Source organism: Bifidobacterium sp. ESL0682 (assembly GCF_029392815.1).
Lineage (GTDB): Bacteria > Actinomycetota > Actinomycetes > Actinomycetales > Bifidobacteriaceae > Bifidobacterium.
The window spans coordinates 541,482-563,470 of the sequence record NZ_CP113942.1; the positions used below are offsets into that span (position 1 = coordinate 541,482).

Here is a 21,989-nt window from a genome sequence, read left to right on the forward strand (position 1 = left end):
TGTTTCAAAAGACACCCTTCAAATATTGGTCAGTATGGTGTAATTTAAGTGATTATGCCGTCGTCTTCATCGTCTTCTTCTCAGCAACACCGCGAATCCCGTACTTCCGTAGACGCTCGCTCGTCCGGTTCGCGACTGGATGCCGTATTCAACCGCATTCCGGTGGTGCTTATCATCATGGGCGAGGGCCTGATGATCTATCTGGCCACGTCGGTCGCCAAATTGGCGTTCACCCAGCTCGACCCGTTGCTTGCCGCCTGGTATCGCGTCGGTTTCGTCGCGGTGCTGATGATGGCTTGGCGTCGCCCGTTCTCGAAGGCGAAACGTGCTGGCTTGCCGCGCACTTCGCGCGATTGGTGGATTGTCGCGCTCGCAGGCATATCGGTAATGCTGATGAACACGCTGTTCTATTTGGGCATGAGCAACATGGACATGGGCATCGCCGTTTCCATTGAATTCGTCGGTCCTCTTGGTGTTGCCGTGATTACCGGCCACAGTTGGCGTGAACGTGTCGGTATCGTGCTCGCTGCCGCGGGAGTGGTCCTGCTTGCCGGCGTGTCGTTTGCAAATCCGACTAAATATCCGCATTTTCTACTTGGGCTGATTGCCATCCTCATCGACGGCGTGATGTGGGGTTGCTACATCGTCTTCGGCCGTATGGTCGCGCAGCGTTCGAATCCGCTCGATTCCCTGACACTCAGCATGTTCATCGGCTGGTTGGTTCAGTCGGTTTTCCTTGCCGTCCCGGCGATTAAAGGCGTCATCAGCCCCAAACCGAGTGCGACATGGGCTCGAGGCCAATTCGGTGCGCTGAAATTGCTGGGCGTGATGCTGGTGGTCGCCGTATTTGCCTCGTTCCTCCCTTACATCATCGATCAGGTCATCATGCGCCGTGTCAGTTCCGCCCGCTATTCCGTCATTCAGGCGATTAACCCGGTGATGGCGCTTTTGGTGGGTCTCATCATCGGCGAGATCCCGACTTTGGGCGATTTGGCAGGTGTCGCATTGGTCATCGTTGCCGTGGTGATTACGTTCTCTGGTCATCGTCAACTTGACCCGGAAACAATGTAGAAAGCGGGAATGCTGCGTCCATCACCGGTCATATTCATCGCCCCGTCGTGTAGGGCAGCAATTCGGCCAACGGAGACACGGGTAAAAATTCGGAGTGGCGCGAGTCGCCGGATGCTGTTATAGTATTCAAATGTTGCGCTCGCGTATGCGTGTGCAGCTCGGAGCTGTGCCTGAGTGGCCGATAGGGGCACCCTGCTAAGGTGTTAACTGCGCAAGCGGTTCGAGAGTTCGAATCTCTCCGGCTCCGCGAATAGGGCTTCCGAGGTTTTCCTTGGAAGCCTTTTTTCATGCGGTTTTCCTTGCAATTGCAAGGTTTTTCGGACTTTCTGTGACATACGGCGTTGTTGTCAGCATGACCCATAAATGGTCAGGAATACAGATAGTTATGGTACGTTTTATGGTACGCACCCTGACCGGAAGGGTCGGTGCGGTATGCCGAGGAGAAAAGCAATGCGTTCGGAGTTCGGAAATATCAGGACACGCAAGAACCGGCGTGGCGAAGCGGTGTCGCTATCGGCGCGGTACAAGAACCCGTTGTCGGGTGCCGAGATAACCAAGCGTTTCCCGTTGGGGGCGAAGGCCATGGCTCAGGCTTGGCTCGATGCCGAGGAGAAATACCGAGATGAATGTTTCCGAGACCATATCCAGTGGTTGACTCCGAAAGAGCGGGAAGTAACGGAATCGAGAAACGAGGTCATCTTTTCCGATTATGCGGACGATTTTCTACAACATTATCGTGCGTCTGATGGTTCCAAGCTTGTAGAGTCTTCCATGCGTAAGAAACGCGAATCGGTCGACCATTTGGACAGGTTTTTCGGTGAGATGCAGGTAGAGGCAATCAGTGAGGAAGATGTTAACCGTTGGTACGATGGCTTTGATGAAGGTGTGCATGCCCAGCGTCGTGCGTATCAGACATTGAAGGCCATTTTCAGAAAGGCGGTCAGCGAGGGCATCGTTAAGAAATCGCCCTGCATACGTCCGAACCCGAAGTTGCCCAAATCCGAGCAATCCATGATTCCCGAGGCTACTCAGGATGAACTGAGAGCAATGTATGAGGCTATGCCGGAATATTCGCGTATCGCAATATATCTGGGAGCGGTGTTCGGCTTGCGTATCTCGGAGGTTTGTGCGTTGCAGCGCAGGGACTTGGATTTCAAGCATGGCGTGCTGCATGTGCGTCATTCGCTTGCCCGTGGCGAGGGTGATGTGGGCGAATTGAGGCTGAAGGCGACCAAGACAGAGAGCAGCAACGCTGACCTGCCTATACCTGACGCTTTCGTACCCATGCTAAAGGCGCATTTGAAGAGCTATTGCGACAAGGGTGCAGAGGCTATGGTCATCCGTCCCCAGCGCGGGGATATTCTTGCTCCAATATCGTTGCGAGAACAGTTTGACAAGGCAAAGGAAGCTGCTGGTCGCCCCGATTTGCATTTCCATACGCTTCGAGCCACGGCAATCACTGCTGCGTCACGTATTGGTACGCCCAAAGAAGCCCAGCTCTATGGACGTCATGCTGACGCCAAAGTGAGCCTGCAACTCTATCAGCGTGCCAACGATAAGGGTGAGAGACGGGTCGCCGATAAGGTCTTTGATTCGCTGGTTGCTCCAGAGCGCACGCCTGAATTGGTGATGGCGGAACTCGAACAGGCCGAGAAAAGGCTGCGTGATGCCGAGGCAGATGTCACAAAGCTGAAAACCGAACTGGCGGGCTTGGAGTGATGGTTTGCTCATGAAAGGAAATCAAGCGATTCCAACAGCCCCTCGATGTATTCATCTTGTTCGTAGTGGGATGCGTCTTTAGACTTGCCGGGATGGCCATGGTCTTTGAGAAAACGAGTCAATGCTCTCACATCGAAATCGTCGTCATATAATTCGTCGGGTAGGTGTCCAAATTGCGTATTTGAGTTCCTTCTGAATTTCTTTTTGCTTTTGAGCGTGGCCCTTTCCTTCTTGCCCCATGCTCTGATGGTGCTTTCCGGAATGCCGGTGACCTTGTGTATGGATTTCACAGGGACTCCGATGACATAGCAAAGGAACCACAAAGTGACCCCCAGCTCATCCCTTGCCTGTTCCTTGAGTATGAACAGTTCATGTGCCGCCATGAGCAGTTGGATGCTTTGATAGCTGTTCTCATTGAATCCTGTTGCAGGTTTTTGGTCGGGTCATATTCGTAGACGTTGCAGTACATCAGGTCGAGAGGGTATGACTTGCTCGGCGGTTTCTTGCCCATGTCCAATAGAAGTTTTTTACCGGCTTTTTTGAGCTTCTTGTCTTGGTCCTTACCGGTTTTCCAGCCTATCGTCTTTCCGTTCTCGTCGTACTCGTAGCTCGCGAAAAGTTCCCGAATATATGCCCTATTCCGGTAGAATCTGTCGGCCTCTTTTTTGGATGTACGTTTTCCTTTTTTGCGCGGTTTTGCGCCATCGTCTTCAGTCTCTGACTCGTTTCCGTCAAACAGTTCGTTGCGGATTTCGTTGTTCAATATAGAATCAGTGTCCGGGAAACGCGGGCGTTGCGGATATTGAGGCTCACGGCCGTGGTCCCAACTGTTTTTGTAAGAGACATCGAAGTCATTGCACAATTTCAGCAGCAGGTTCCTCAGTACCGTTTCATTCGGCTCAACGCCGTATCTGCTGACCCCGACCCCGGATTCCAGGCTTTCCAAGAGCTGTTCTTCCATGATTATATGTTTCCGTAGTCGGACTATGAGCATGGCCACATACAAATGGACATCATCCAGAGGCCAGCCCCGTTCGTTTTCATGGTCTTCTTCCGTTTTCATTTTCTCTCCCAGCAAAATTGATGATATGGTTCTCATTTTATCATCGCTGGTTTATGGCGGAATTCCGGGCTTTTCGTTAAATGGGGGCACCATTTATGCGCCCCAAATATCAAAATCTCGGGTGCACGCTTATGCCTGTCAGCCGAAAGGAGGTGAGACATGGAAAAGCGTGAAAGGAACGCGGGACTGTTTGACGGTTACCCGGCCTTGCTGAGCAAGGAAGAAGCATCGAAAGCAATCCGCGTGTCAAAAAGCACTCTAAGCAGGCTTATCGCCACAGGCAAAGTGGAGGCGGTGAAACCTACCAAGCGCAGAACGTTGGTAACTCGAACCAGCCTCGAACGTTTTGTGCGTAAATTTCAACAATTACAAGAAATAAATGACGGTTACGAAAAATCGGAATGCAGATGGAAAGGAGCTAGCAATGCAAGTAAACGGAACCGATTTGACAGCCAAAAACAAGAACCAAAACAAAGAAAAGGAAATGAAAATGGTAACGGAAACGAATATCAAGAAGTCAGTCGCATTGACTGGGGTTATGGCCGAAGGAATCTCAAAGGCCAACAGACCCTATAAATATGTGCAATTGAAAACGGAGGAGACCGGCGAAGATGTCGCCCGACTTTACTTATCTCCATTATCTATGAAGGCCTTAGGGCTGGATGGCGGGGCAACCGTCCGATTCACTGGGGTGAAGGAGAATGCTGTTTCACGTGAAGGCAAGCCCTACACGTATCTGAGTGTGCGGTATGGAAACCAAGAAATAAAGAGGCTCTTTTTGGAGACACTTGATTATGTGGGTCTGGGTCTCGCTTCGATTGAGGAGGATGCACGATGAACAACTTTCCAGATTGGCTTGAAAACCTGATTACGATTTATTGGAGGCATTTTCTCTATCTCCTGATATGCGCAGGCATCGAAATTTTCCTGCTGTGGAGAGGGGTGAAATCGCTGCCATGGAGACCGGTTCTGTTCTTTGCGGCGACGGCTTGGTTCTGCATAGCAATATACCTGCCGCTACATGTGACATGGCTGCATGACAAGTTGCTGAAGGACAACAAGAAGAACAACGTTGGAAGTGAAAACAATGTCCAAAACGACCCCAACTCGCAACTTAAACAAAATATAGTGTGGAACTGGAAAAATGGAACGATACCGGAACGTATCGGATTGTCCAAAGAATGTTCCCCTGCCCCTGATGTAAAAGCGAATTTTGAACTGGGATACAGGCAGGCGGAATACAACATCGAGCAGCAGACTGTTCCCGCTCAAAAGATTCTGATGCAGACGAACCTTGACCGCCAAAAGTATCTCGATTCGCATGTCATTCCATACATTCAAGTTGCCGATGGCAAGAGCGAGGACTCGCTGCTGGTTTCTCTGACTGCGGTACCACCGATTACCACCTCGGAAATCAGCGAGGCGTTGGAAACCTATGGTGTCAACGTTTTCGGCTTCGAGTTCGAAGAACCTCGGATATCAGGCCAGAAAGTCTACATCGAGTTACATACGAGTCAACGTGCGGACTGGGCGCAATGACCGGGCAATGGTATTGCCCGATGGATTCGGCACGTGTCACGTTCGGTGTGGATGAATGGAACAGGTCATTGACACATGATTTTGCCAAGACTGCCAGCCACTTGTCCATCACTGGACTGACACGTTCCGGAAAAACCGCCCTTGCCTATGTTCTGCTAGGAAATCTCAGCCAAATGCCACATGTACGTGTGGTCGGTTCTGACCCCAGCTCCCTGCTTCTTGCCCCGTTTAGGCAAAGAGGCGAGAAACAGGTGGCTTTGGGCGGTGATGCCGCCGAGCATGTCAAGGTGCTGGAATGGTGCGTTGGCGTCATGCAAGAGCGTCTCAAATGGCTGCTCGAACATGGCATCGACAAGCTCACGGCCTTCACTCCCGAACGCCCGCTGCTCATCGTGTTCATGGAAGAGGAACTGATGCTTTCCCAAATGGCCAAGGCCCAAGACGCGAGTTCTTCGCCGAAAGGCAAAAACGAGGCTCGAATCAAAGCCTTGCTATTGGAACTGTTGGCGGGTGGAGCAAAGTGCGGGATACGCGTAGTCGTGTCTATGCAGCGCCCGGACGCCGAAATACTCGGTGGCCCGGCACGTAGCCAGATAGCGGCCAGATTCGTCCTCAAAAGCGATGCTGAGGGCATACGGATGGTTTTGCCCGGTCTGGATGAACGGAACAAGGCGTTGCTTGCGGATGCAAGACCCGGTGTCGGTGTCTATAGTGTGCCTGGCAAACCTCCGACCGCATTCAGAGGAAAAGACCTCTCATACCACAAATATGTGGAGGCTGTGCTTGCTCATGGGGTATGAAGCGGCAGCGGGGGCAAAGCGGCGCGAAGCGCCGCGCCGCCCCCTACTACGACTTTATATAGATAGAAGATTGAACAATGAATCGCTGTGGGAACATTGAAGTGGAACCCGCAAAAGTACCCGTTTTGATGTTCCTGCGGCGGTTATCGTTGTCGAGGATATTTTAGAAGAGACCATTAACAATGACGAATACGTATCAGAAACACAGGTTCTTCAGCTTTCTGGCTTATCCGGAGTCGATGCCGAAGGATTGGAAGGAACAATTGGAGCTTTCAGGGGTGAAGGCGCTGGCCATTCTGCATGACCGGGATTTGTCCGATGACCCTGAGAAGCGCAAGGGCGGGGAACTGAAGAAAGCCCATTACCATATCCTCGTGGATTACGGTGCTGCTACGACGATGAGGAAGATGTGCAGCTTCGCTGAGAAAATCGGCGGCACGAAGCATGTCGAGGCTTTGGTTCATCCCGACATGTACGCCAAATATCTTATTCATGATGGCTGGCCTGAGAAATTTCAATACCTGCCGGAAGATGTTCTGGAGTTCGGCGGCGCGAATTATGAAGAGATGTCGAAAAGCTCGGAAGACCGGAAATCCTCGGAAGGAACCGACGTGCTGGACTTGGTTGAGCGTCTTGGCATCAACGGCTATATTCCCTTGCTGAAGGCCGCGCGTGATGAACGCCCCGACCTTGTCGGTTTCATCGTTCACAACACGTACTTCTGCAAGGAAATCCTTATCGACCGTGCCAGACGGCAAAGTATGAATGCCGAGATGCCTGTACCGGCAAACCGGAACAGGAGGCCCGAAGAATCGCATAAGGATACCATTCGAGGCAACAGGGCTACGAACAGTGGGGAGCCGGACTATTCCAAGTACGGGTTGACCCAGATTACCGTGGATGACATTCTTGGGGACGAAAAGGAAAGGTGATAACTCAAAATATACAAAACATACCCCAATTCGGTTTCATGCCGGATTGGGGTATGTTTTTAGTTATTTCTGGAATTGCTTTGTCCTAACGCCTATCGGTTTAGGGTCAGTCTGAAATTCTCTTGAAGTACACGCGGTTTGTTTCGCTGCCTTCCCACCTCTTCAAGGCTTCTTTCAGGCTGTCGCCCTCGCGCAGGCCACTCGCGTTCTGCCCGTCTCCGGACTTCGGACAATATGCGTAGTTCTCGACGTCGAAATTGGATACGAGTCTCACGTTCTTCAGCTCAATGCATGTAGTCGCGCTGAAGGTCTCGAAACACTTCGCAGGTTGAAAATACTGGCCGTTTTTGTTGTTCCATTCGTCCGGATATTTTCCTCCGAGCTTGTTGATGACGCCGACCAAAGCGGGATAGTTGTTGCCGCCTTCGTGACTAATCAGAACAAGCTGCATTCCTTCTTGACAACTGTTTTTGGAAATCGCGTAAGGGGTTTTGAACAGCACTGTTCCCTCATGGGAAGAGGCTGTGTTGAAAAGCTGCCACATGGTTCCAAGAGGCGAGTAAATCACTTCTTTGCCTTCTTCATCTATTCCATCTTGGCTGCCGGCTTTGAAGACGATGGTATCCTGTTCCATTTCCGCTCCTTTGGGTAATCTACTTTGATTCGCAAGACCATTATAGATTCATATGAGCAGATTTATCTAACGGGCTTCAATGCTTGTTTTTCAGACAAAAGTCCTCATCTGGTCATCCGTAAATGTTTGTGAAAATTCCGGCGTCCCATAACCGATATGATTACAATCAAACCAATAGAAATTCCTGACAGACATCGCCACTCCAATCGGACAAAACCACGACACAAAACGGATGACCTTACAACCGATGGCTAAAGCACTAAAAGCTGGTCGCTACAAACAAATATCTTTCATACAGGTCTTCACAACCCAGCGAGTTCAGATAATCAGCATCACCATTACCTACCCCAGTCAAAGCCCTCACAAGCCAAGTCTTGGCTTCATCCTTATTCACTCGTCTGGCAAATACCATGTTGCACATTTTCCTATTGAACTCATTGTTACCGTCGACCCACGCGCTTCGCTCCTTGGCATTAGTAAAAGCATAAATCTTCGTATTGAAAATACCTCCAACATAATCACCGAATCGCAACTGATTGCAGACATTATCAACATCATGCTTAATACCCTCTACTGCATAACAGGTCATAACACGCCTCCAAAGGAAAAATAAAATACAATTACAAACAAAGGAATCAACAATGAGTCATCAAAGGCAAATCAGCATGTATTCGAACGTGTGACATAAGAGAGACCACAGGACATACAGAACTACCTATAAGGCGACATCCACGGTCTAAAGCACCATATTAGAAGGTTCAGAGGCATACCACAAAAAATACAAGATACAATAAAGCCTCCTCATTTCTGAGGAGACTTTATTAATTATTTAATCAACCAACATTAATTGGAACCCAATCATGCTGATTCAAGTCACCTGGAGTAGAAGGTCCAAACACTCCTGAAGCACCGCCGTTGTTGGAAGGAGCTGAGGGAGCTGGAGATGAGTGACTCGGAACATTTGGGGCACTGTAGTGAGGAGCACTCGGAGCCTGAGAATGGCTCGGAGCTGGGGCACTGTAGTGCGGAGCTGAGGAACCATTGCCACGGCTCGGGGCACTGTAACGGTTGCCGCCACCCCGTGAGGAACCACCATTACGGGATGAAGCCGAATACCCACTGGTGGAACCCTGCGAGGAACCACCCTGAGATTGAGCCGCCTGCTGCTGGGATTGAGCGTCCTGAGCGGACTGGTCTGCTGCCTGCTGAGCGGCTGCGTCAGACTGCTGCTTTGCGGCTTGGGAATCGGTTACTGCCTTCTGGGCTGCGTCAAGCTTCGACTTCGCATCGGTGAACTTCTTAACCCAATCGGACGGGGTAGTGGTCTTTATGTGGAGGTCCTTTATAACCTGCTGCGCCTCTTTCGTGCCTTTGTTCTTCAACTCGGAGAACAGCTTGTTCGCACTGTCAATACCCTTCTTCAGGGCGTCACGGGTGCTCGCATCCGCCACCTGACCCTCAGTCGAATTATAAAGGTTCTGAGCATTCGTGATGTCAGCCTTCAAATCGCTCTTCGCCTTGTCAAGCTGCGAACCGGTCACCTTGCCTTCAAGGTCGGAAAGCTTCTTGGTCTCCGTGTTAACCTTTTCCGTGTAGTCCTTCTGAATACCCTTGGCCTTCGTGGTCTCCCACACAAGCATGCCATTAGGCGAAATTGATGGTGTTTCCTCGGTCTTGCTCTTGGACGCCTTCAGCTCGCTTTGCAGGTTGGTGATGGTATTCGCGTCCGCCACCTGCCCCGGCTTCACATCCTTCACGAGCTTCTGCGCCTTGTTATACTCATTGATAAACGATTCAGAGGCCTGTTCGGAATCGTTCACGCTGCCGTTGTACTGGCTGTCGGACGCATAGGCCACACCTGAATAGCCTCCCACGACCACCAAAGCGGCTATCGCGGCAACCAGCGTATAGAACTTTCGGCCGTGCTTCTTTTTCGGCTTGGCTTCTTCAGCGGAGTCTTTGGAAGTCTCAGCGTCTTCCCTCGCTTCGTCTTTTTGGGGATTATCCATCTTCGTTGCTCCCTTACGCTCACCCATGTATTGCACAGTATCATCATACAACGAAAAGACTACATATATGGGCCACATATATGTAGTCAGGCGCTTTGCTGGAATCATGAGCGCGAAAATCTCTGATGACATGACGTGGGAAGAATATTCCCGCAAGATAGGCCTGCAATTGCAGAAAGAGCGGGAACGGCGGAAATGGAGTCAGGAACGTGTTGCCTATGATGCCCACATGTCGAAAGTCCAGTACCAGCGTATCGAGGGCGGTGGTTACCGCAATGACCCCGTATCCAACCCGACCATCAAGTCGCTTATAGCCATTGCCGAAGTGCTTGACCTCAAAATCACGGACTTGCTTGCACAGCCTTGGCCTGATTTGCGAAGTCGATAATTGCGTCGCTGGACGTGTCATAACGTCTTGGGTTATGTCGATAATATGGTACGTAATGTGGTACGCAATCAGGTTGTGCTGATTACAAACGTTGGAAATAAAGGGAAAGCTCTTTGATAGTCGGAATCTCTCCGGCTCCGCTTTTAAGGTTTCCCGGATTTTCCGGGAAACCTTTTTGTTCTCTTCTCAATGTTTTCAACGCTTTAGGAATGCTCGGGCGACCGTGCCGTTTGACGTGTTGCGGCCGTGAATCGGTCATACGCGGCTGAAATAAATCGCGTCAGGTTGCGTTTGAGGTTCCGTTTGAATGCACGAATTGTTGGCGATTGGTTGCAAACTCATAGACCCGTTCCGGACATGGTTATGGCTGCAATCGATGCATGTATGAGGAGTGAGGAACATCCTTGTCCCTTGCTCCTTGGATGCAAGTTTAAATAAGATATGATTTCAATTTCTCTTGCGTCTCAAGCTTTGAAATTTTAAGAGAATATTTTTACGTTGAGTCAATTCAGAATGGCCTGGATATACCTTTCGAGATGGCATGAAGGCTGGCGTGAGGGCAAAAGAACAAAAGCACTATAGCCAGTTCGTCACGAGCTTCGGCAGCAAAACATGAGAATGTTGCATGTATCCGGTCTCAGGATTATAAGATTATTGAGACGTAAAGCGACTATGAAAAAGTTTCAAGGTCGACGCGAGGAGACAAACCAGTGGGCATAGGCAGCGGACAGAACGGTACCATCGAGGGGTTCTCGACGATTACCAACACCGCCGAAACACCCGCTCATGATTCGTTCATCGAGAAAAATCCGAATTCATCGGTGATGCCTGCCATATCGAGACTCTTGATGAAGCGCTTGCGTTCGTGCAATCCATCCGCGATCAGCATCCGAAGGCGCGGCACGTCGCCTTTGCTGCGATTCTCGGCGCTGCGCAAGGAGCGGCCAAGGAGCGGATGAGCGATGACGGCGAGCCGAGCGGCACGGCCGGCAAGCCGATTCTCGACGTGATTCGCATGGGCAAGCTCACCGACTGCGTCATCACCGTCACCCGTTATTTCGGAGGCATTCTTTTGGGCTCCGGCGGTCTTATCCGCGCGTATTCCACAGCTGCATCGATGTCGGTGAAAACGGCCGATATCATCGGAATTGTGCCGATGCAACGCTATAAAGTTGTACTTGAGTATTCGTGGCTCGGCCGTTTCGAACAGCTTTTGGCCAGTGTTGACGGGCAAGAGGAACATCGCGATTTCACGGATCGGGTTGCCGTACGGTTCTCTGTTCCACAAGTAAGAGCCGAGAGATTCGAAGAACAGGTTTGTGAAGCGTTTAATGCTCGTGCACGATTGTCTCGCCTCCAGAACTAGCGCTGTCTTTTGCCCTATTGCGTCTGTCCCTCTCAATCATCGGCTCTCAGCCTCGCGTTAAGCTGAGGTCATGAGCGAAATGGAACAAGACGACACGGAACAGCGTCAGGATGAAGCGTCTCAAAATGCGGAATCCGAGGTATCTACCGAGCAGACTCAATCAGCGCAAACCGCCGATAACGATGATAACGACACTGAGACGAGCGATAATTCCAGCGATGTTAAAGCCTCAGAAGAGAAGGCTGCGGAACAGGATTCTCAACAATCCGGTGACTCAGAGACGGGGAGTCTCAGGGTGCCGATGCCAATTTCGAACCGTTGACGGACACCTATGAGGAGCTGCGTCATTCCGAAGATTCCGCAGAGCTTAGCCATTTCGCCCGTGAGCCATTGCCGCCCAAAGAGAATCAGGCGGCCTTCTCCCGATCCACCGCATTGCTCGAGGCTGTGGCCGGCAATCAGCACACACCGCTGGAGGATCGTATCTTTTTGGCTTCTACCATGCCGTTCCCGAACATCCTCGTCAAGCTTTCCGAAGACGAAAACGACGAAGTGCGCGCCGCCGTGGCGGCCAACCCGGATGACAAGAACTGGTTGGTGGGCAGGCTCACCAAGGACAAGTCAGGCAAGGTGCGTGAGGCCGCGCTGCGCAACCCGCAGACCTCTTGGAAGATGCGTCTTGAGGGTGCGGAAGACGCCGAGACTTCGGCTGATACGCTTGATTTCCTCGCCAAGCTTGGTGTTGAATCCGAGCCCAAAGCCCCTGCCGTTTTGGCAGCGATGGTGCGCCGTGCTGTCGCGCTCAATCCCAGCTGTTCCCAGGCTACGCTGGGCCGGCTCGCCAAGGATGAGGCAAGCGATGTTCAGAATGCTGCGGCCATTCGGCTTGCGCAGTAGTTATCTGCCTGCCACGCACCCTGATTTTGTCGTGTTGCAGTTAGTCAGGGGCTTAAGTACAATGGTGAGTTGTTGTGTTTCCCTAGAGGGGTCCTTCAAAGCGCTTTCCCACTCGCACTAGGACTTTCAGGGAGCCCACGGATAAAGCGGTCGGAAAGGCATCATCGTAAGGTTTTGCCGATTTGGCCGGGAACACAATATAAAGAAAAAGGTACACTCGTGAAAACTTTCACACCGAAGCCAGCTGATCTGACTCACGACTGGTACATCATTGACGCCACCGACGTGGTGCTGGGCAAGCTTGCGACCAGGGCAGCGCTTTTGCTGCGCGGCAAGAACAAGCCGACCTTCGCTCCGAACGCCGATCTGGGCGATCACGTGATCATCATCAACGCCGAAAAGATTGCGTTGACTGGCAAGAAGATGGACAAGGTGCTTTATAAGCACTCCGGTCGTCCCGGCGGCCTTCGTGCCGACAGCTACGCCGATTTGCTCAAGCACAATCCTGAGCGCATCATTCGCGAAGCGGTCAAGGGCATGATGCCGAAGAACCGTCTGTCCAAGGTCGAGCTCGATCGTCTCCACATTTTCGCTGGTCCCGATCACCCGCACACCCCGCAGAAGCCCCAGCCGATTGAGATCGCTGCGGTTTCGCAGCAGGCCAAGTGAACCGAGAGGAGATAACGAATCATGGCTGAAAATACCAATAACTCCGCGGTTCAAGAGACCGAAGAGGAACTTACTTCATTTACCACTGAAACCAACACCGGTGCTGGCACTGGTGCTTCCACGATTGCCCCGGGCTACGGCACGGGTCGCCGTAAGGAAGCCATCGCCCGCGTGCGTTTGGTTCCCGGTTCCGGCAAGTGGACCATCAACGGCCGCACCCTGGAGGAGTTCTTCCCCTCCCGTCTGCAGCAGCGTGAGGTCAACTCCCCGATCGTTCTGCTGAAGCTTGAGAACAAGTTCGATATCATCGTCCTCGTTGAGGGCGGCGGCACCACCGGTCAGGCAGGCGCCATCCGCCTCGGCGTGGCTCGTGCACTGAACGCCATCGATCGCGACGCCAACCGTGCCGCGCTCAAGAAGGCCGGCTTCCTCACTCGCGACGCCCGCGTCGTGGAGCGCAAGAAGGCAGGTCTGCACAAGGCACGTCGTGCACCTCAGTTCTCGAAGCGTTGATTTTTATCGTTTCTCAAACCTCTCGGATCTTTGCGGATTCGGGAGGTTTTTGTATATCAGGGTTCATTCAGGCAAGATTTCGACAAAGAATCTGCTGATGGGATGTTTATGGCCGGTGGTCAAGGTCGACAAGTAGATTCGGTCTTACATCACTTAATAACCTCAAAGGGGCGATTATGAAGTCAATGTCCGATTTCACCACAGATTTTCAGCATTCCGGCATGCCTGCCAAGAATTTGGACGAAACCATCGAGTTCTATACCAAGAAACTCGGTTTTGAGCTCGTAGGCTTGTTCCCGAACGGCAAGAATCGTTGCGCGTTCCTGCGTTATGGCCACCTCACCATCGAGACTTGGGAGGGTGATCCGGTAGCGATGAAGGACGGCGCCATCAACCACTGGGCGTTGGATACCCCAGATATCGAAGCCGCATTCGAAAATGCCAAGGCACTGGGGCTTGAGTTGAAGGACAAGGAGATTCAGTCCATCCCTACCTTCTGGGATAATGGCATCCGCTACTTCAATGTCTACGGTCCGAACCGTGAGACCATCGAGTTCTGCCAGATCGTCTGAGGCTCAAGGGAAAACAAGATCAGATTACCTTCGTTTATTTTCTATATTTCCGTTAGCGCTAACAAAAATCCCTTATATCTCATGGAAAATGTTCACTTTTGTGTACTTGAACAAACTAGAGCCATTTAGCGCACAAAAAGGAAACAAATTTGTGCGTTTACGGTAGATGAACCAAACATAATGTGCACAGTAATACATCAGGCTAAAACAAAACAAGAAACGTAGCGTTCTTCGGTTATATTGTGATGTGACTCACATTACAGAAGTGATGTGTGATACGAACACGATTGCCAGCAGAAAGGGGAGTCATGACTGCACAACCTAAGGGTGCCGGGACTTCACCTGTTACGAAACCTACAACGAAGCAAGTGACGAGCGCAAAGTCTGACGTCAAGCGAGAGGTGGACCAACTGGTCGCCCGTGGAGTCGAGGCGCTGAACCAATTTGAGAAGCTCAATCAGGAGCAGGTCGACCGCATTGTGGCGAAGGCTTCGATTGCGGCGCTCAACAAGCACTTGGTGCTTGCGGATATGGCCGTCAAAGAGACCGGCCGTGGCTTGGTGGAAGACAAGGCCACCAAGAACATCTTCGCTTGTGAGCACGTCACCCACTATTTGGCGGGGCAGAAGACGGTGGGTATCATCCGCTCCGACGACGTGGCGGGCATCGATGAGGTGGCTGAACCGGTCGGTGTGATTGCCGGCGTCACGCCCGTCACCAACCCGACATCCACCGCGATTTTCAAGTCGCTGATAGCACTGAAGACTCGTTGCCCGATCGTCTTCGGTTTCCATCCTTTCGCGCAGAAGTCCTCGGTTGAGGCCGCACGCATCGTACGAGACGCTGCGGTTGCTGCTGGTGCTCCTAAAGACTGCATCCAGTGGATTGAGCATCCTTCCATCGAGGCTACGGACATGTTGATGACCCATCCGGATGTGGCCACGATTCTTGCCACGGGAGGTCCTGGCATGGTCAAGGCCGCTTATTCCTCCGGCAAGCCCGCTCTGGGCGTTGGCGCGGGCAATGCTCCGGCATACGTCGACACCAATGTTGATGTGAAGCGTGTGGCCAACGATCTGGTACTCTCCAAGCACTTCGATTACGGCATGATCTGCGCCACCGAACAAGCCATCATCGCCCACACCGACATCTACGACGCTCTCGCCGACGAACTGAAACGTCGCAAAGCCTACTTTGTCAATGCCGATGAGAAGGCCAAGCTCGAGCAGTACATGTTCGGCTGCACCGCCTATTCCGGCGGCAAACCGAAGCTCAACTCCGTCGTTCCAGGAAAATCCCCGCAGTATATCGCTCACGAGGCTGGCTTTACCGTCCCAGACGATGCCACGATTCTGGTGGCCGAATGCAAAGAGGTGGGGGAGCGGGAGCCACTCACACTCGAAAAGCTTTGTCCCGTCCATGCCATGCTGCGCTTTGAAACCGAAGAGCAAGGCTTCAAGATGTGCGAAGGCATGCTCAAATTCGGTGCCGGCCACACCGCTGTCATCCACTCCGATGATGAGGATCTCGTGAAGCGTTATGGCCTACGCATGCACGCCTGCCGTATCATCTGGAACCAACCTTCGGCGCTTGGCGGCATTGGTGACATCTACAACGCCATCGCTCCATCCCTGACGCTTGGCTGCGGCTCCTACGGCGGCAATTCCGTCTCTGGCAACGTTCAGGCCGTCAATCTGCTGAACATCAAGCGCATCGCTCGAAGGAACAACAATATGCAATGGTTCAAAGTCCCGCCGAAGACCTATTTCGAGCCCAACGCCATCCGTTACCTGCACGATATGTACAACATCCGCCGTGTGGTCATTGTCTGCGACAAGGTCATGGAACAGCTCGGCATCGTCGACAAGGTCATCGACCAGTTGCGCAGCCGCCCCGAGCCGGTCACGTTCCGCACCATCGATTACATCGAGCCCGAACCGTCCGTCGAAACCGTTGAGCGTGGTGCAGCCATGATGCGCGACGAGTTCCGCCCTGACACGATCATCGCAGTGGGCGGTGGCTCGCCGATGGACGCGGCCAAGATCATGTGGCTGCTCTACGAACACCCGGAGATCTCCTTCGATGATGTGCGCGAGAAGTTCTTCGACATCCGCAAGCGCGCCTTCCGCATCCCGCCGCTCGGAAGCAAAGCCAAGCTGGTCTGCATCCCGACGTCGTCCGGCACTGGCTCTGAAGTCACACCTTTCGCGGTGATTACCGACCACAAGACCGGCTACAAGTACCCGATCACCGACTATGCGCTCACCCCGTCGGTCGCCATAGTCGACCCAGTCCTGGCTCGTACTCAGCCGCCAACGTTGGCCAGCAACACTGGCTTCGATGCGCTCACGCACTGCATGGAGTCTTATGTCTCCGTCTATGCCAACGATTTCACCGACGGTATGGCCTTGCACGCCGCCAAGCTCATTTGGGATAATCTCGAGACCTCGGTTCGTGCCGAACCCGGTGAAGTCAAGCAGGCGGCACAGGAGAAGATGCACAACGCCGCTACAATGGCCGGCATGGCGTTCGGTTCAGCGTTCCTTGGGATGTGCCACGGCATGGCCCACACCATCGGTGCGCTGTGCGACGTGGCCCACGGCCATACCAATGCGATTCTTCTGCCTTATATCATCCGTTACAATGGCTCGATTCCGCAGGAGCCGACCAGCTGGCCGAAGTACAACAAGTACGTTGCCCCTGAGCGTTATCAGGAATTCGCTCGCGTGCTTGGCATCGATCCGGGTAAAACTCCGGAAGAAGGTGTCGAAAACCTTGCGCTTGCGGTTGAGGATTACCGCGACAACAAGCTCGGTATGGATTCCAGCTTCCAACAGTGCGGTGTCGACGAGAACTATTTCTGGAGCATTCTCGACCAGATCGGCATGCGCGCCTATGAGGACCAGTGCACCCCTGCAAACCCGCGTATCCCGCAGATCGAAGATATGAAGGACATCGCCATCGCCGCCTACTACGGTGTCTCGCAAGCTGAGGGGCACGCCCGCCGTCTTGAGCGTGAAGAGACGACCTCCGTTGATGAGACCGAAGTGAAGTAAAACTGATAGTCTAATTGCCTGAAGATCATCATGATTATGCCTGCCGTTGCAAAGCGGCAGGCATAATTGGTATTTGTAGCAATATCTGCATGGTTTATTACAGATGATTGAGAAGTTGCAGCATCATATTATTTTCTAAAATCGAAAATTTTTGATAGTAAAAAACTGCATGAAAGTACTCTGCAAAATCGTTGAAATCCAAGTAATGTCAACGACACGCCCGAATTTTTCTAGTAGCCCCCGAATGCTTTAATAGAACAGTTGCCTGTTTTAGGCTCGCAAATTGTAAGAAAAAGAGCGAGTGCAGTCCGGTGCCGTCCTCTCGAAGGCGCTGTAGTGCTGCACACTGATGTGGTTCGGCCACGGGATTTTCCCGGGGGTCGTGCGCGCCGGTGTCCTTAAAATAGGTTGGTAATGTCAACAATCGCTAGAAAGGGCGGACGGCAATGGCGGGACAGAAAATCCGCATCAGGCTTAAGTCCTATGACCATGAGGTCATCGACCAATCGGCGAAGAAAATCGTCGAGACGGTCACGAACGCGGGTGCCACTGTAGTGGGCCCGGTTCCTCTGCCTACTGAGAAGAACGTCTTTGTGGTAATTCGTTCTCCTCATAAATACAAGGATTCTCGCGAGCAATTCGAGATGCGCACTCATAAGCGCCTCATCGACATCGTGGACCCGACCCCCAAGGCCGTGGATTCATTGATGCATATCGATTTGCCTGCGGATGTCAATATCGAGATCAAGCTGTAAGGAGGGGAGAAGCATGTCGTTGCAGAAAGCAAATCGCTCTGCGCTGCTGGGCCGCAAGCTCGGTATGTCGCAAGTTTGGGACGAACAAGGTTTCTTCGTTCCCGTGACGCTCGTAGATGTGTCCACTAACGTGGTCACCTGCGTCAAGACCGAAGAGAGCGACGGCTACAAGGCCGTTCAGCTCGGCTACGGTCAGATTGATCCTACTAAGGTGACCAAGCCTATGGCTGGTCATTTCGCGAAGGCGGGCGTTACCCCGCGTCGTCATCTGGTCGAGGTCCGTACGGACAACGTCGACGAGTTCAAGCCCGGTCAGGAACTGACCGCTGACTTGTTCGCTGACGGTGCCGTTGTGGATGTCACCGGTACGACCAAGGGCAAGGGCTTCGCTGGAACCATCAAGCGCTGGGGCTTCAAGTCCTATCGCCGTACTCACGGCTCTCACAAGAACGAGCGTCGCCCCGGCTCAGTCGGTGCATGCGCTACGCCGAGCCGTATTCTCAAGGGCAAGCGTATGGCCGGTCGTATGGGCCATGTCACTTCCACCGTGCAGAACCTTGAGGTCGTTTCCTCCGATACGGAGAACGGCATCATCGCCATCAAGGGCGCTCTTCCAGGGCCCAAGGGCGGCATCGTTCTGCTTCGCTCGGCTGTGAAGGGAGCCTGATAAATCATGGCAAAAGTAACACTCAATGTCACCGACGCCAAGGGCAAGTCTGCTGGCACCGTTGAGGCGCCGGTCGAGATCTTCGGCATCTCCAATGAAGAGGTCGAGGCTCACGTTCCGCTGATTCATCAGGTGGTCACCGCTCAGCTCGCCGCTGCTCGCCAGGGCACGCACGCGGTCAAGAACCGTGGAGCTGTTTCCGGTGGCGGCAAGAAGCCGTGGAAGCAGAAGGGCACCGGTCGCGCTCGTCAGGGCTCGATTCGCGCTCCTCAGTGGGTTCACGGTGGTGTCGCTCACGGCCCAGTGCCGCGCGACTACTCCCAGCGTACTCCCAAGAAGATGAAGGCCGGCGCTCTGCGCTATGTGCTTTCCAACCGTGCGAACGCTGGTCGCGTCGCAGTCGTCGACTTTGGCATCAAGGACACTCCGTCCACCAAGGCCGCCGTCGCAGCGCTCACCCCGGTAAGCCAGAACGAGTTCACGACTGTCGTGCTTTCGCGTGACAACCTCAACGAGTGGCTTTCCGTTCGCAACATCCCGACGGTGCATGTGCTCTTCGCAGATCAGCTCAACACCTACGATGTGGTTACCGCTCAGTATGTCGTCTTCAGCAAGGAAGGCTTCGATGCCTTCGTCGCTGCCAAGACTGAGCCCAAGGAGGCCTGAACGATATGGTAGCTATTCACAATCCCGCCCACGATGTCATCATCAAGCCGGTAGTCTCTGAAAAGAGCTATGCCGCCGGTGACCGTGGTCAGTACACTTTCGTGGTCGCTCCTGATGCCAATAAGGTTCAGATCAAGCAGGCCGTCGAAAAAATCTTCAATGTCAAGGTGACGAACGTCAACACCCTCAACCGCGCCGGCAAGCGCCAGCGCACTCGTACCGGATTCGGTCAGCGCGTCAATCAGAAGCGCGCGATCGTCACGGTCGCCGAGGGCCAGTCGATCGACATCTTCGGCAACTGAAGCAATAGCCGAAAAAGTCAAAGGAAGAACTAATTATGGCTATCCGCGTTTATAAGCCGACGACTCCGGGCCGCCGCAACGCGTCTGTGTCGGATTTCTCCGATCTTACGCGCTCCACGCCTGAGAAGTCGCTGGTACGCAAACTCAACAGCACCGGCGGTCGTAACTCTTACGGCCGTGTGACCTCCCGCCATCGTGGCGGCGGCCACAAGCGCCAGTACCGTCTCATCGATTTCAAGCGTTGGGACAAGGACGGCGTGCCCGCTAAGGTTGCTGAGATCGAATATGATCCGAACCGCTCCGCCCGCATCGCCCTTCTGCACTATGCAGATGGCGAGAAGCGCTACATCGTAGCGCCGAAGGGTGTCAAGCAGGGTGACGTCATTGAGACCGGCGAAAAGGCTGATATCAAGCCCGGCAACAATCTGCCGCTGCGCAATATCCCCACCGGTACGATCGTTCACGCCATCGAGCTCCGTCCTCTGGGCGGCGCCAAGATCGCACGCTCCGCAGGTGCAGGCGTTCAGCTTGTCGCCAAGGACGGCGCTTACGCCCAGCTGCGTATGCCGTCCGGAGAAATCCGCAACGTCGACGCACGCTGCCGCGCTACCGTCGGTGAGGTCGGCAATTCCGATCACGCCAACATTCAGCTCGGTAAGGCTGGTCGTGCTCGTTGGATGGGCAAGCGCCCGATCACTCGTGGTGAGTCCATGAACCCGGTCGACCACCCGCATGGTGGTACCACTCGCGGTGGTAAGCCGCCAGTGTCGCCGTGGGGCAAGGGCGAAGTTCGTACTCGCCGTCCGAAGAAGGCTTCGAACAAGATGATTGTCCGTCGTCGTCCTAATGGCAAGAACCGTAAGTAAGGAGCGTCGAATAGATGTCACGTAGCATCAAGAAGGGCCCCTTCGTCGACGCCCATTTACAGAAGAAAGTCGACGAACAGAACGAGAAGGGCACGAAGAACGTCATCAAGACGTGGTCGCGCCGTTCGATGATCACTCCGGACTTCATCGGTCATACCTTCGCCGTGCACGATGGTCGCAAGCATGTCCCGGTCTTCGTGACCGAGTCCATGGTTGGCCACAAGCTCGGTGAATTCGCACCGACGAAGACCTTCCGTGGTCACGTTCATGATGACAAAAAAGCTCGCCGCTAAAGGAAGAGAAAGATTATGGAAGCTAAAGCAATCGCACGTCACGTCCGTGTGACGCCGCGCAAGGCTCGCCGCATGGTCGACCTCATCCGAGGCAAAAAAGTGAGCGAAGCCGTCACCATCCTGAAATTCGCCCCGCAGGACGCCTCTGAGCCAGTGCTCAAGGTTCTGCAGAGCGCCACCGCGAACGCACGCGTCAAGGCCGACAAGGCCGGCGAGGCGTTCCGTGAGAACGACCTGTATGTGAAAGAGACCTATGTGGACGAAGGCGTGACGCTCAAGCGTTTCCGTGCTCGTGCACAGGGCCGCGCCGGACGCATCAACAAGCGCACCAGCCACATCACCGTCGTTGTCGCCAGCAAGGAAGGAGCCCGCTAAAGATGGGTCAGAAGATCAATCCGTTAGGCTACCGCCTGGGTATCACTGAGACCACCGTTCTAAGTGGTTCTCCGATTCCAACAAGCCTGGTGAGCGTTACAGCGACTTCGTCCTTGAGGACGATAAGATTCGCAAGGCCATGAACAAGGACCTCGAGCGTGCAGGCGTGTCCCGCATCATCATCGAGCGCACCCGTGACCGCGTGCGTGTGGATATCCACACCGCTCGTCCGGGCATTGTCATCGGCCGTCGTGGAGCAGAGGCCGAACGTGTTCGCGCCAAGCTCGAGAAGATCACGGGCAAGCAGGTTCAGCTCAACATCTTCGAAGTCAAGAACGCCGCTCTGGACGCCCAGCTTGTTGCTCAGTCCATCGCCGAGCAGCTGACCAACCGTGTCACGTTCCGTCGTGCCATGCGTAAGGCTCAGCAGGACGCGATGCGCGCTGGCGCCAAGGGTATCCGCATCAAGCTCTCCGGCCGCCTTGGAGGCGCCGAGATGAGCCGTTCCGAGTTCTATCGTGAAGGTCGCGTTCCGCTGCAGACCCTCCGTGCTCTTATCGATTATGGATTCTTCGAGGCCAGCACGACCTACGGTCGTATTGGTGTGAAGGTCTGGATCTACAAGGGCGATATGACCGAGCGTCAGTTCGATGAGCAGCAGGCTCAGCAGGACAACAACCGTGGACGCCGTGGCGGCGATCGTCGCCCGCGTCGTGGTGGTCGTCCTTCCGGTGCTCGTGGTTCCAAGCCGGAAGCCAAGGCCCCGCAGGTCGAAGCTTCTGCCGCCGAACCCGCAGCAGCCGCAGCACCTGCCGCCTCGGAAGCAAAGGAGTGAGC

24 protein-coding genes, 1 tRNA gene and 3 pseudogenes are annotated in these 21,989 nt (G+C 53.6%); 23 read left to right on the forward strand and 5 right to left on the reverse strand.

Going from position 1 to position 21,989, the window contains the following annotated elements; all coding sequences use genetic code 11:
- The first annotated feature begins 177 nt into the window (after positions 1–177).
- The 3 genes from OZX57_RS02190 to OZX57_RS02200 all read left to right on the forward strand — a co-directional run bounded on the left by OZX57_RS02190 (position 178) and on the right by OZX57_RS02200 (position 2,790).
- Entirely contained in the window at positions 178–1,071 is an 894-nt protein-coding gene (locus OZX57_RS02190; RefSeq protein WP_277162909.1) for an EamA family transporter, read from the forward strand.
- 160 nt (positions 1,072–1,231) lie between these two features.
- Positions 1,232–1,318: transfer RNA gene (locus tag OZX57_RS02195), tRNA-Ser, on the forward strand.
- Between the two features lie 203 nt (positions 1,319–1,521).
- Complete coding sequence (locus OZX57_RS02200) at positions 1,522–2,790, forward strand: tyrosine-type recombinase/integrase (protein ID WP_277162542.1); 1,269 nt, start codon at positions 1,522–1,524, stop codon at positions 2,788–2,790.
- Positions 2,791–2,798: 8 nt separating this feature from the next.
- On the opposite strand, the gene OZX57_RS02205 is transcribed toward OZX57_RS02200, so the two are convergent.
- Together OZX57_RS02205 and OZX57_RS02210 are read right to left on the reverse strand one after the other, a co-directional pair.
- The gene (locus OZX57_RS02205) at positions 2,799–3,080 is read right to left on the reverse strand and encodes a hypothetical protein (protein ID WP_277162543.1); all 282 of its coding nucleotides are present in this window, start codon (positions 3,078–3,080) and stop codon (positions 2,799–2,801) included.
- Positions 3,077–3,751: a hypothetical protein gene (locus OZX57_RS02210; RefSeq protein WP_277162544.1), complete on the reverse strand. Its 675-nt coding sequence runs from the start codon at positions 3,749–3,751 to the stop codon at positions 3,077–3,079. Before OZX57_RS02210 ends, OZX57_RS02205 begins: the two co-directional genes overlap by 4 nt.
- A gap of 526 nt (positions 3,752–4,277) precedes the next feature.
- On the opposite strand from OZX57_RS02210, the gene OZX57_RS02215 reads away from it, so the two are divergent.
- The 4 genes from OZX57_RS02215 to OZX57_RS02230 all read left to right on the forward strand — a co-directional run bounded on the left by OZX57_RS02215 (position 4,278) and on the right by OZX57_RS02230 (position 7,124).
- A complete protein-coding gene (locus tag OZX57_RS02215) occupies positions 4,278–4,691 on the forward strand; it encodes a hypothetical protein (protein WP_277162545.1) in 414 nt (137 codons plus the stop codon).
- Positions 4,688–5,392, forward strand: coding sequence for a hypothetical protein (locus OZX57_RS02220; protein WP_277162546.1), 705 nt, complete (start codon positions 4,688–4,690; stop codon positions 5,390–5,392). Before OZX57_RS02215 ends, OZX57_RS02220 begins: the two co-directional genes overlap by 4 nt.
- Before the next feature lie 20 nt (positions 5,393–5,412).
- Positions 5,413–6,192, forward strand: coding sequence for an FtsK/SpoIIIE domain-containing protein (locus OZX57_RS02225; protein ID WP_277162547.1), 780 nt, complete (start codon positions 5,413–5,415; stop codon positions 6,190–6,192).
- A 182-nt stretch (positions 6,193–6,374) separates the two neighbouring features.
- Entirely contained in the window at positions 6,375–7,124 is a 750-nt protein-coding gene (locus tag OZX57_RS02230; protein WP_277162548.1) for a Rep family protein, read from the forward strand.
- A gap of 106 nt (positions 7,125–7,230) precedes the next feature.
- Here the strand turns inward: OZX57_RS02230 and OZX57_RS02235 are convergent, their stop codons facing one another.
- The 3 genes from OZX57_RS02235 to OZX57_RS02245 all read right to left on the reverse strand — a co-directional run bounded on the left by OZX57_RS02235 (position 7,231) and on the right by OZX57_RS02245 (position 9,767).
- Entirely contained in the window at positions 7,231–7,758 is a 528-nt protein-coding gene (locus OZX57_RS02235; protein ID WP_277162549.1) for a hypothetical protein, read from the reverse strand.
- 259 nt (positions 7,759–8,017) lie between these two features.
- Entirely contained in the window at positions 8,018–8,347 is a 330-nt protein-coding gene (locus OZX57_RS02240; RefSeq protein WP_277162550.1) for a hypothetical protein, read from the reverse strand.
- A 244-nt stretch (positions 8,348–8,591) separates the two neighbouring features.
- Positions 8,592–9,767, reverse strand: coding sequence for a hypothetical protein (locus OZX57_RS02245; RefSeq protein WP_277162551.1), 1,176 nt, complete (start codon positions 9,765–9,767; stop codon positions 8,592–8,594).
- A gap of 106 nt (positions 9,768–9,873) precedes the next feature.
- Here OZX57_RS02245 and OZX57_RS02250 point away from each other — a divergent pair, with 106 nt between their 5' ends.
- The 16 genes and pseudogenes from OZX57_RS02250 (at position 9,874) to rpsC (ending at position 21,987) form a co-directional block, all read left to right on the forward strand.
- Complete coding sequence (locus OZX57_RS02250) at positions 9,874–10,155, forward strand: helix-turn-helix transcriptional regulator (protein ID WP_277162552.1); 282 nt, start codon at positions 9,874–9,876, stop codon at positions 10,153–10,155.
- 740 nt (positions 10,156–10,895) lie between these two features.
- Positions 10,896–11,521, forward strand: a pseudogene (locus OZX57_RS02255) (YigZ family protein).
- 70 nt (positions 11,522–11,591) lie between these two features.
- On the forward strand, positions 11,592–11,843 hold the full coding sequence (locus tag OZX57_RS02260; protein ID WP_277162553.1) for a hypothetical protein: 252 nt from the start codon (positions 11,592–11,594) through the stop codon (positions 11,841–11,843).
- Positions 11,831–12,418: pseudogene (locus OZX57_RS02265) on the forward strand (AbrB family transcriptional regulator); the annotation flags it as partial. The gene OZX57_RS02260 and the pseudogene OZX57_RS02265, both read left to right, overlap by 13 nt.
- Positions 12,419–12,637: 219 nt before the next feature.
- The gene (rplM, locus tag OZX57_RS02270; protein WP_277162554.1) at positions 12,638–13,087 is read left to right on the forward strand and encodes a 50S ribosomal protein L13; all 450 of its coding nucleotides are present in this window, start codon (positions 12,638–12,640) and stop codon (positions 13,085–13,087) included.
- Between the two features lie 21 nt (positions 13,088–13,108).
- Positions 13,109–13,600: a 30S ribosomal protein S9 gene (gene rpsI, locus OZX57_RS02275; protein ID WP_277162555.1), complete on the forward strand. Its 492-nt coding sequence runs from the start codon at positions 13,109–13,111 to the stop codon at positions 13,598–13,600.
- A gap of 173 nt (positions 13,601–13,773) precedes the next feature.
- The gene (locus tag OZX57_RS02280; protein WP_277162910.1) at positions 13,774–14,172 is read left to right on the forward strand and encodes a VOC family protein; all 399 of its coding nucleotides are present in this window, start codon (positions 13,774–13,776) and stop codon (positions 14,170–14,172) included.
- A 308-nt stretch (positions 14,173–14,480) separates the two neighbouring features.
- Entirely contained in the window at positions 14,481–17,228 is a 2,748-nt protein-coding gene (adhE, locus tag OZX57_RS02285; protein ID WP_277162556.1) for a bifunctional acetaldehyde-CoA/alcohol dehydrogenase, read from the forward strand.
- Positions 17,229–17,674: 446 nt separating this feature from the next.
- Complete coding sequence (gene rpsJ / locus OZX57_RS02290) at positions 17,675–17,983, forward strand: 30S ribosomal protein S10 (RefSeq protein WP_277143821.1); 309 nt, start codon at positions 17,675–17,677, stop codon at positions 17,981–17,983.
- Between the two features lie 13 nt (positions 17,984–17,996).
- A complete protein-coding gene (gene rplC, locus OZX57_RS02295) occupies positions 17,997–18,650 on the forward strand; it encodes a 50S ribosomal protein L3 (RefSeq protein ID WP_277162557.1) in 654 nt (217 codons plus the stop codon).
- A 6-nt stretch (positions 18,651–18,656) separates the two neighbouring features.
- Positions 18,657–19,316: a 50S ribosomal protein L4 gene (gene rplD / locus OZX57_RS02300; RefSeq protein ID WP_277162558.1), complete on the forward strand. Its 660-nt coding sequence runs from the start codon at positions 18,657–18,659 to the stop codon at positions 19,314–19,316.
- 5 nt (positions 19,317–19,321) lie between these two features.
- Positions 19,322–19,618, forward strand: a complete 297-nt coding sequence (rplW, locus tag OZX57_RS02305) for a 50S ribosomal protein L23 (RefSeq protein WP_277143827.1) — start codon at positions 19,322–19,324, stop codon at positions 19,616–19,618.
- 35 nt (positions 19,619–19,653) lie between these two features.
- A complete protein-coding gene (rplB, locus tag OZX57_RS02310; protein ID WP_277162559.1) occupies positions 19,654–20,484 on the forward strand; it encodes a 50S ribosomal protein L2 in 831 nt (276 codons plus the stop codon).
- Between the two features lie 14 nt (positions 20,485–20,498).
- On the forward strand, positions 20,499–20,777 hold the full coding sequence (gene rpsS / locus OZX57_RS02315) for a 30S ribosomal protein S19 (RefSeq protein WP_091847714.1): 279 nt from the start codon (positions 20,499–20,501) through the stop codon (positions 20,775–20,777).
- Positions 20,778–20,792: 15 nt separating this feature from the next.
- Positions 20,793–21,152: a 50S ribosomal protein L22 gene (gene rplV / locus OZX57_RS02320; protein WP_277143833.1), complete on the forward strand. Its 360-nt coding sequence runs from the start codon at positions 20,793–20,795 to the stop codon at positions 21,150–21,152.
- 2 nt (positions 21,153–21,154) lie between these two features.
- Positions 21,155–21,987: pseudogene (gene rpsC, locus OZX57_RS02325) on the forward strand (30S ribosomal protein S3).
- Positions 21,988–21,989 lie beyond the last annotated feature (2 nt).

Coding starts and splice junctions, on each gene's coding strand:
- OZX57_RS02190 (WP_277162909.1), top strand. CDS start 178: ATGGGCGAGGGCCTGATGATCTATCTGGCCACGTCGGTCGCCAAATTG.
- OZX57_RS02200 (WP_277162542.1), top strand. CDS start 1,522: ATGCGTTCGGAGTTCGGAAATATCAGGACACGCAAGAACCGGCGTGGC.
- OZX57_RS02210 (WP_277162544.1), bottom strand. CDS start 3,751: ATGGAAGAACAGCTCTTGGAAAGCCTGGAATCCGGGGTCGGGGTCAGC.
- OZX57_RS02215 (WP_277162545.1), top strand. CDS start 4,278: ATGCAAGTAAACGGAACCGATTTGACAGCCAAAAACAAGAACCAAAAC.
- OZX57_RS02220 (WP_277162546.1), top strand. CDS start 4,688: ATGAACAACTTTCCAGATTGGCTTGAAAACCTGATTACGATTTATTGG.
- OZX57_RS02225 (WP_277162547.1), top strand. CDS start 5,413: ATGGATTCGGCACGTGTCACGTTCGGTGTGGATGAATGGAACAGGTCA.
- OZX57_RS02230 (WP_277162548.1), top strand. CDS start 6,375: ATGACGAATACGTATCAGAAACACAGGTTCTTCAGCTTTCTGGCTTAT.
- OZX57_RS02235 (WP_277162549.1), bottom strand. CDS start 7,758: ATGGAACAGGATACCATCGTCTTCAAAGCCGGCAGCCAAGATGGAATA.
- OZX57_RS02240 (WP_277162550.1), bottom strand. CDS start 8,347: ATGACCTGTTATGCAGTAGAGGGTATTAAGCATGATGTTGATAATGTC.
- OZX57_RS02245 (WP_277162551.1), bottom strand. CDS start 9,767: ATGGATAATCCCCAAAAAGACGAAGCGAGGGAAGACGCTGAGACTTCC.
- OZX57_RS02250 (WP_277162552.1), top strand. CDS start 9,874: ATGAGCGCGAAAATCTCTGATGACATGACGTGGGAAGAATATTCCCGC.
- OZX57_RS02260 (WP_277162553.1), top strand. CDS start 11,592: ATGAGCGAAATGGAACAAGACGACACGGAACAGCGTCAGGATGAAGCG.
- rpsI (WP_277162555.1), top strand. CDS start 13,109: ATGGCTGAAAATACCAATAACTCCGCGGTTCAAGAGACCGAAGAGGAA.
- adhE (WP_277162556.1), top strand. CDS start 14,481: ATGACTGCACAACCTAAGGGTGCCGGGACTTCACCTGTTACGAAACCT.
- rpsJ (WP_277143821.1), top strand. CDS start 17,675: ATGGCGGGACAGAAAATCCGCATCAGGCTTAAGTCCTATGACCATGAG.
- rplC (WP_277162557.1), top strand. CDS start 17,997: ATGTCGTTGCAGAAAGCAAATCGCTCTGCGCTGCTGGGCCGCAAGCTC.
- rplD (WP_277162558.1), top strand. CDS start 18,657: ATGGCAAAAGTAACACTCAATGTCACCGACGCCAAGGGCAAGTCTGCT.
- rplW (WP_277143827.1), top strand. CDS start 19,322: ATGGTAGCTATTCACAATCCCGCCCACGATGTCATCATCAAGCCGGTA.
- rplB (WP_277162559.1), top strand. CDS start 19,654: ATGGCTATCCGCGTTTATAAGCCGACGACTCCGGGCCGCCGCAACGCG.
- rpsS (WP_091847714.1), top strand. CDS start 20,499: ATGTCACGTAGCATCAAGAAGGGCCCCTTCGTCGACGCCCATTTACAG.
- rplV (WP_277143833.1), top strand. CDS start 20,793: ATGGAAGCTAAAGCAATCGCACGTCACGTCCGTGTGACGCCGCGCAAG.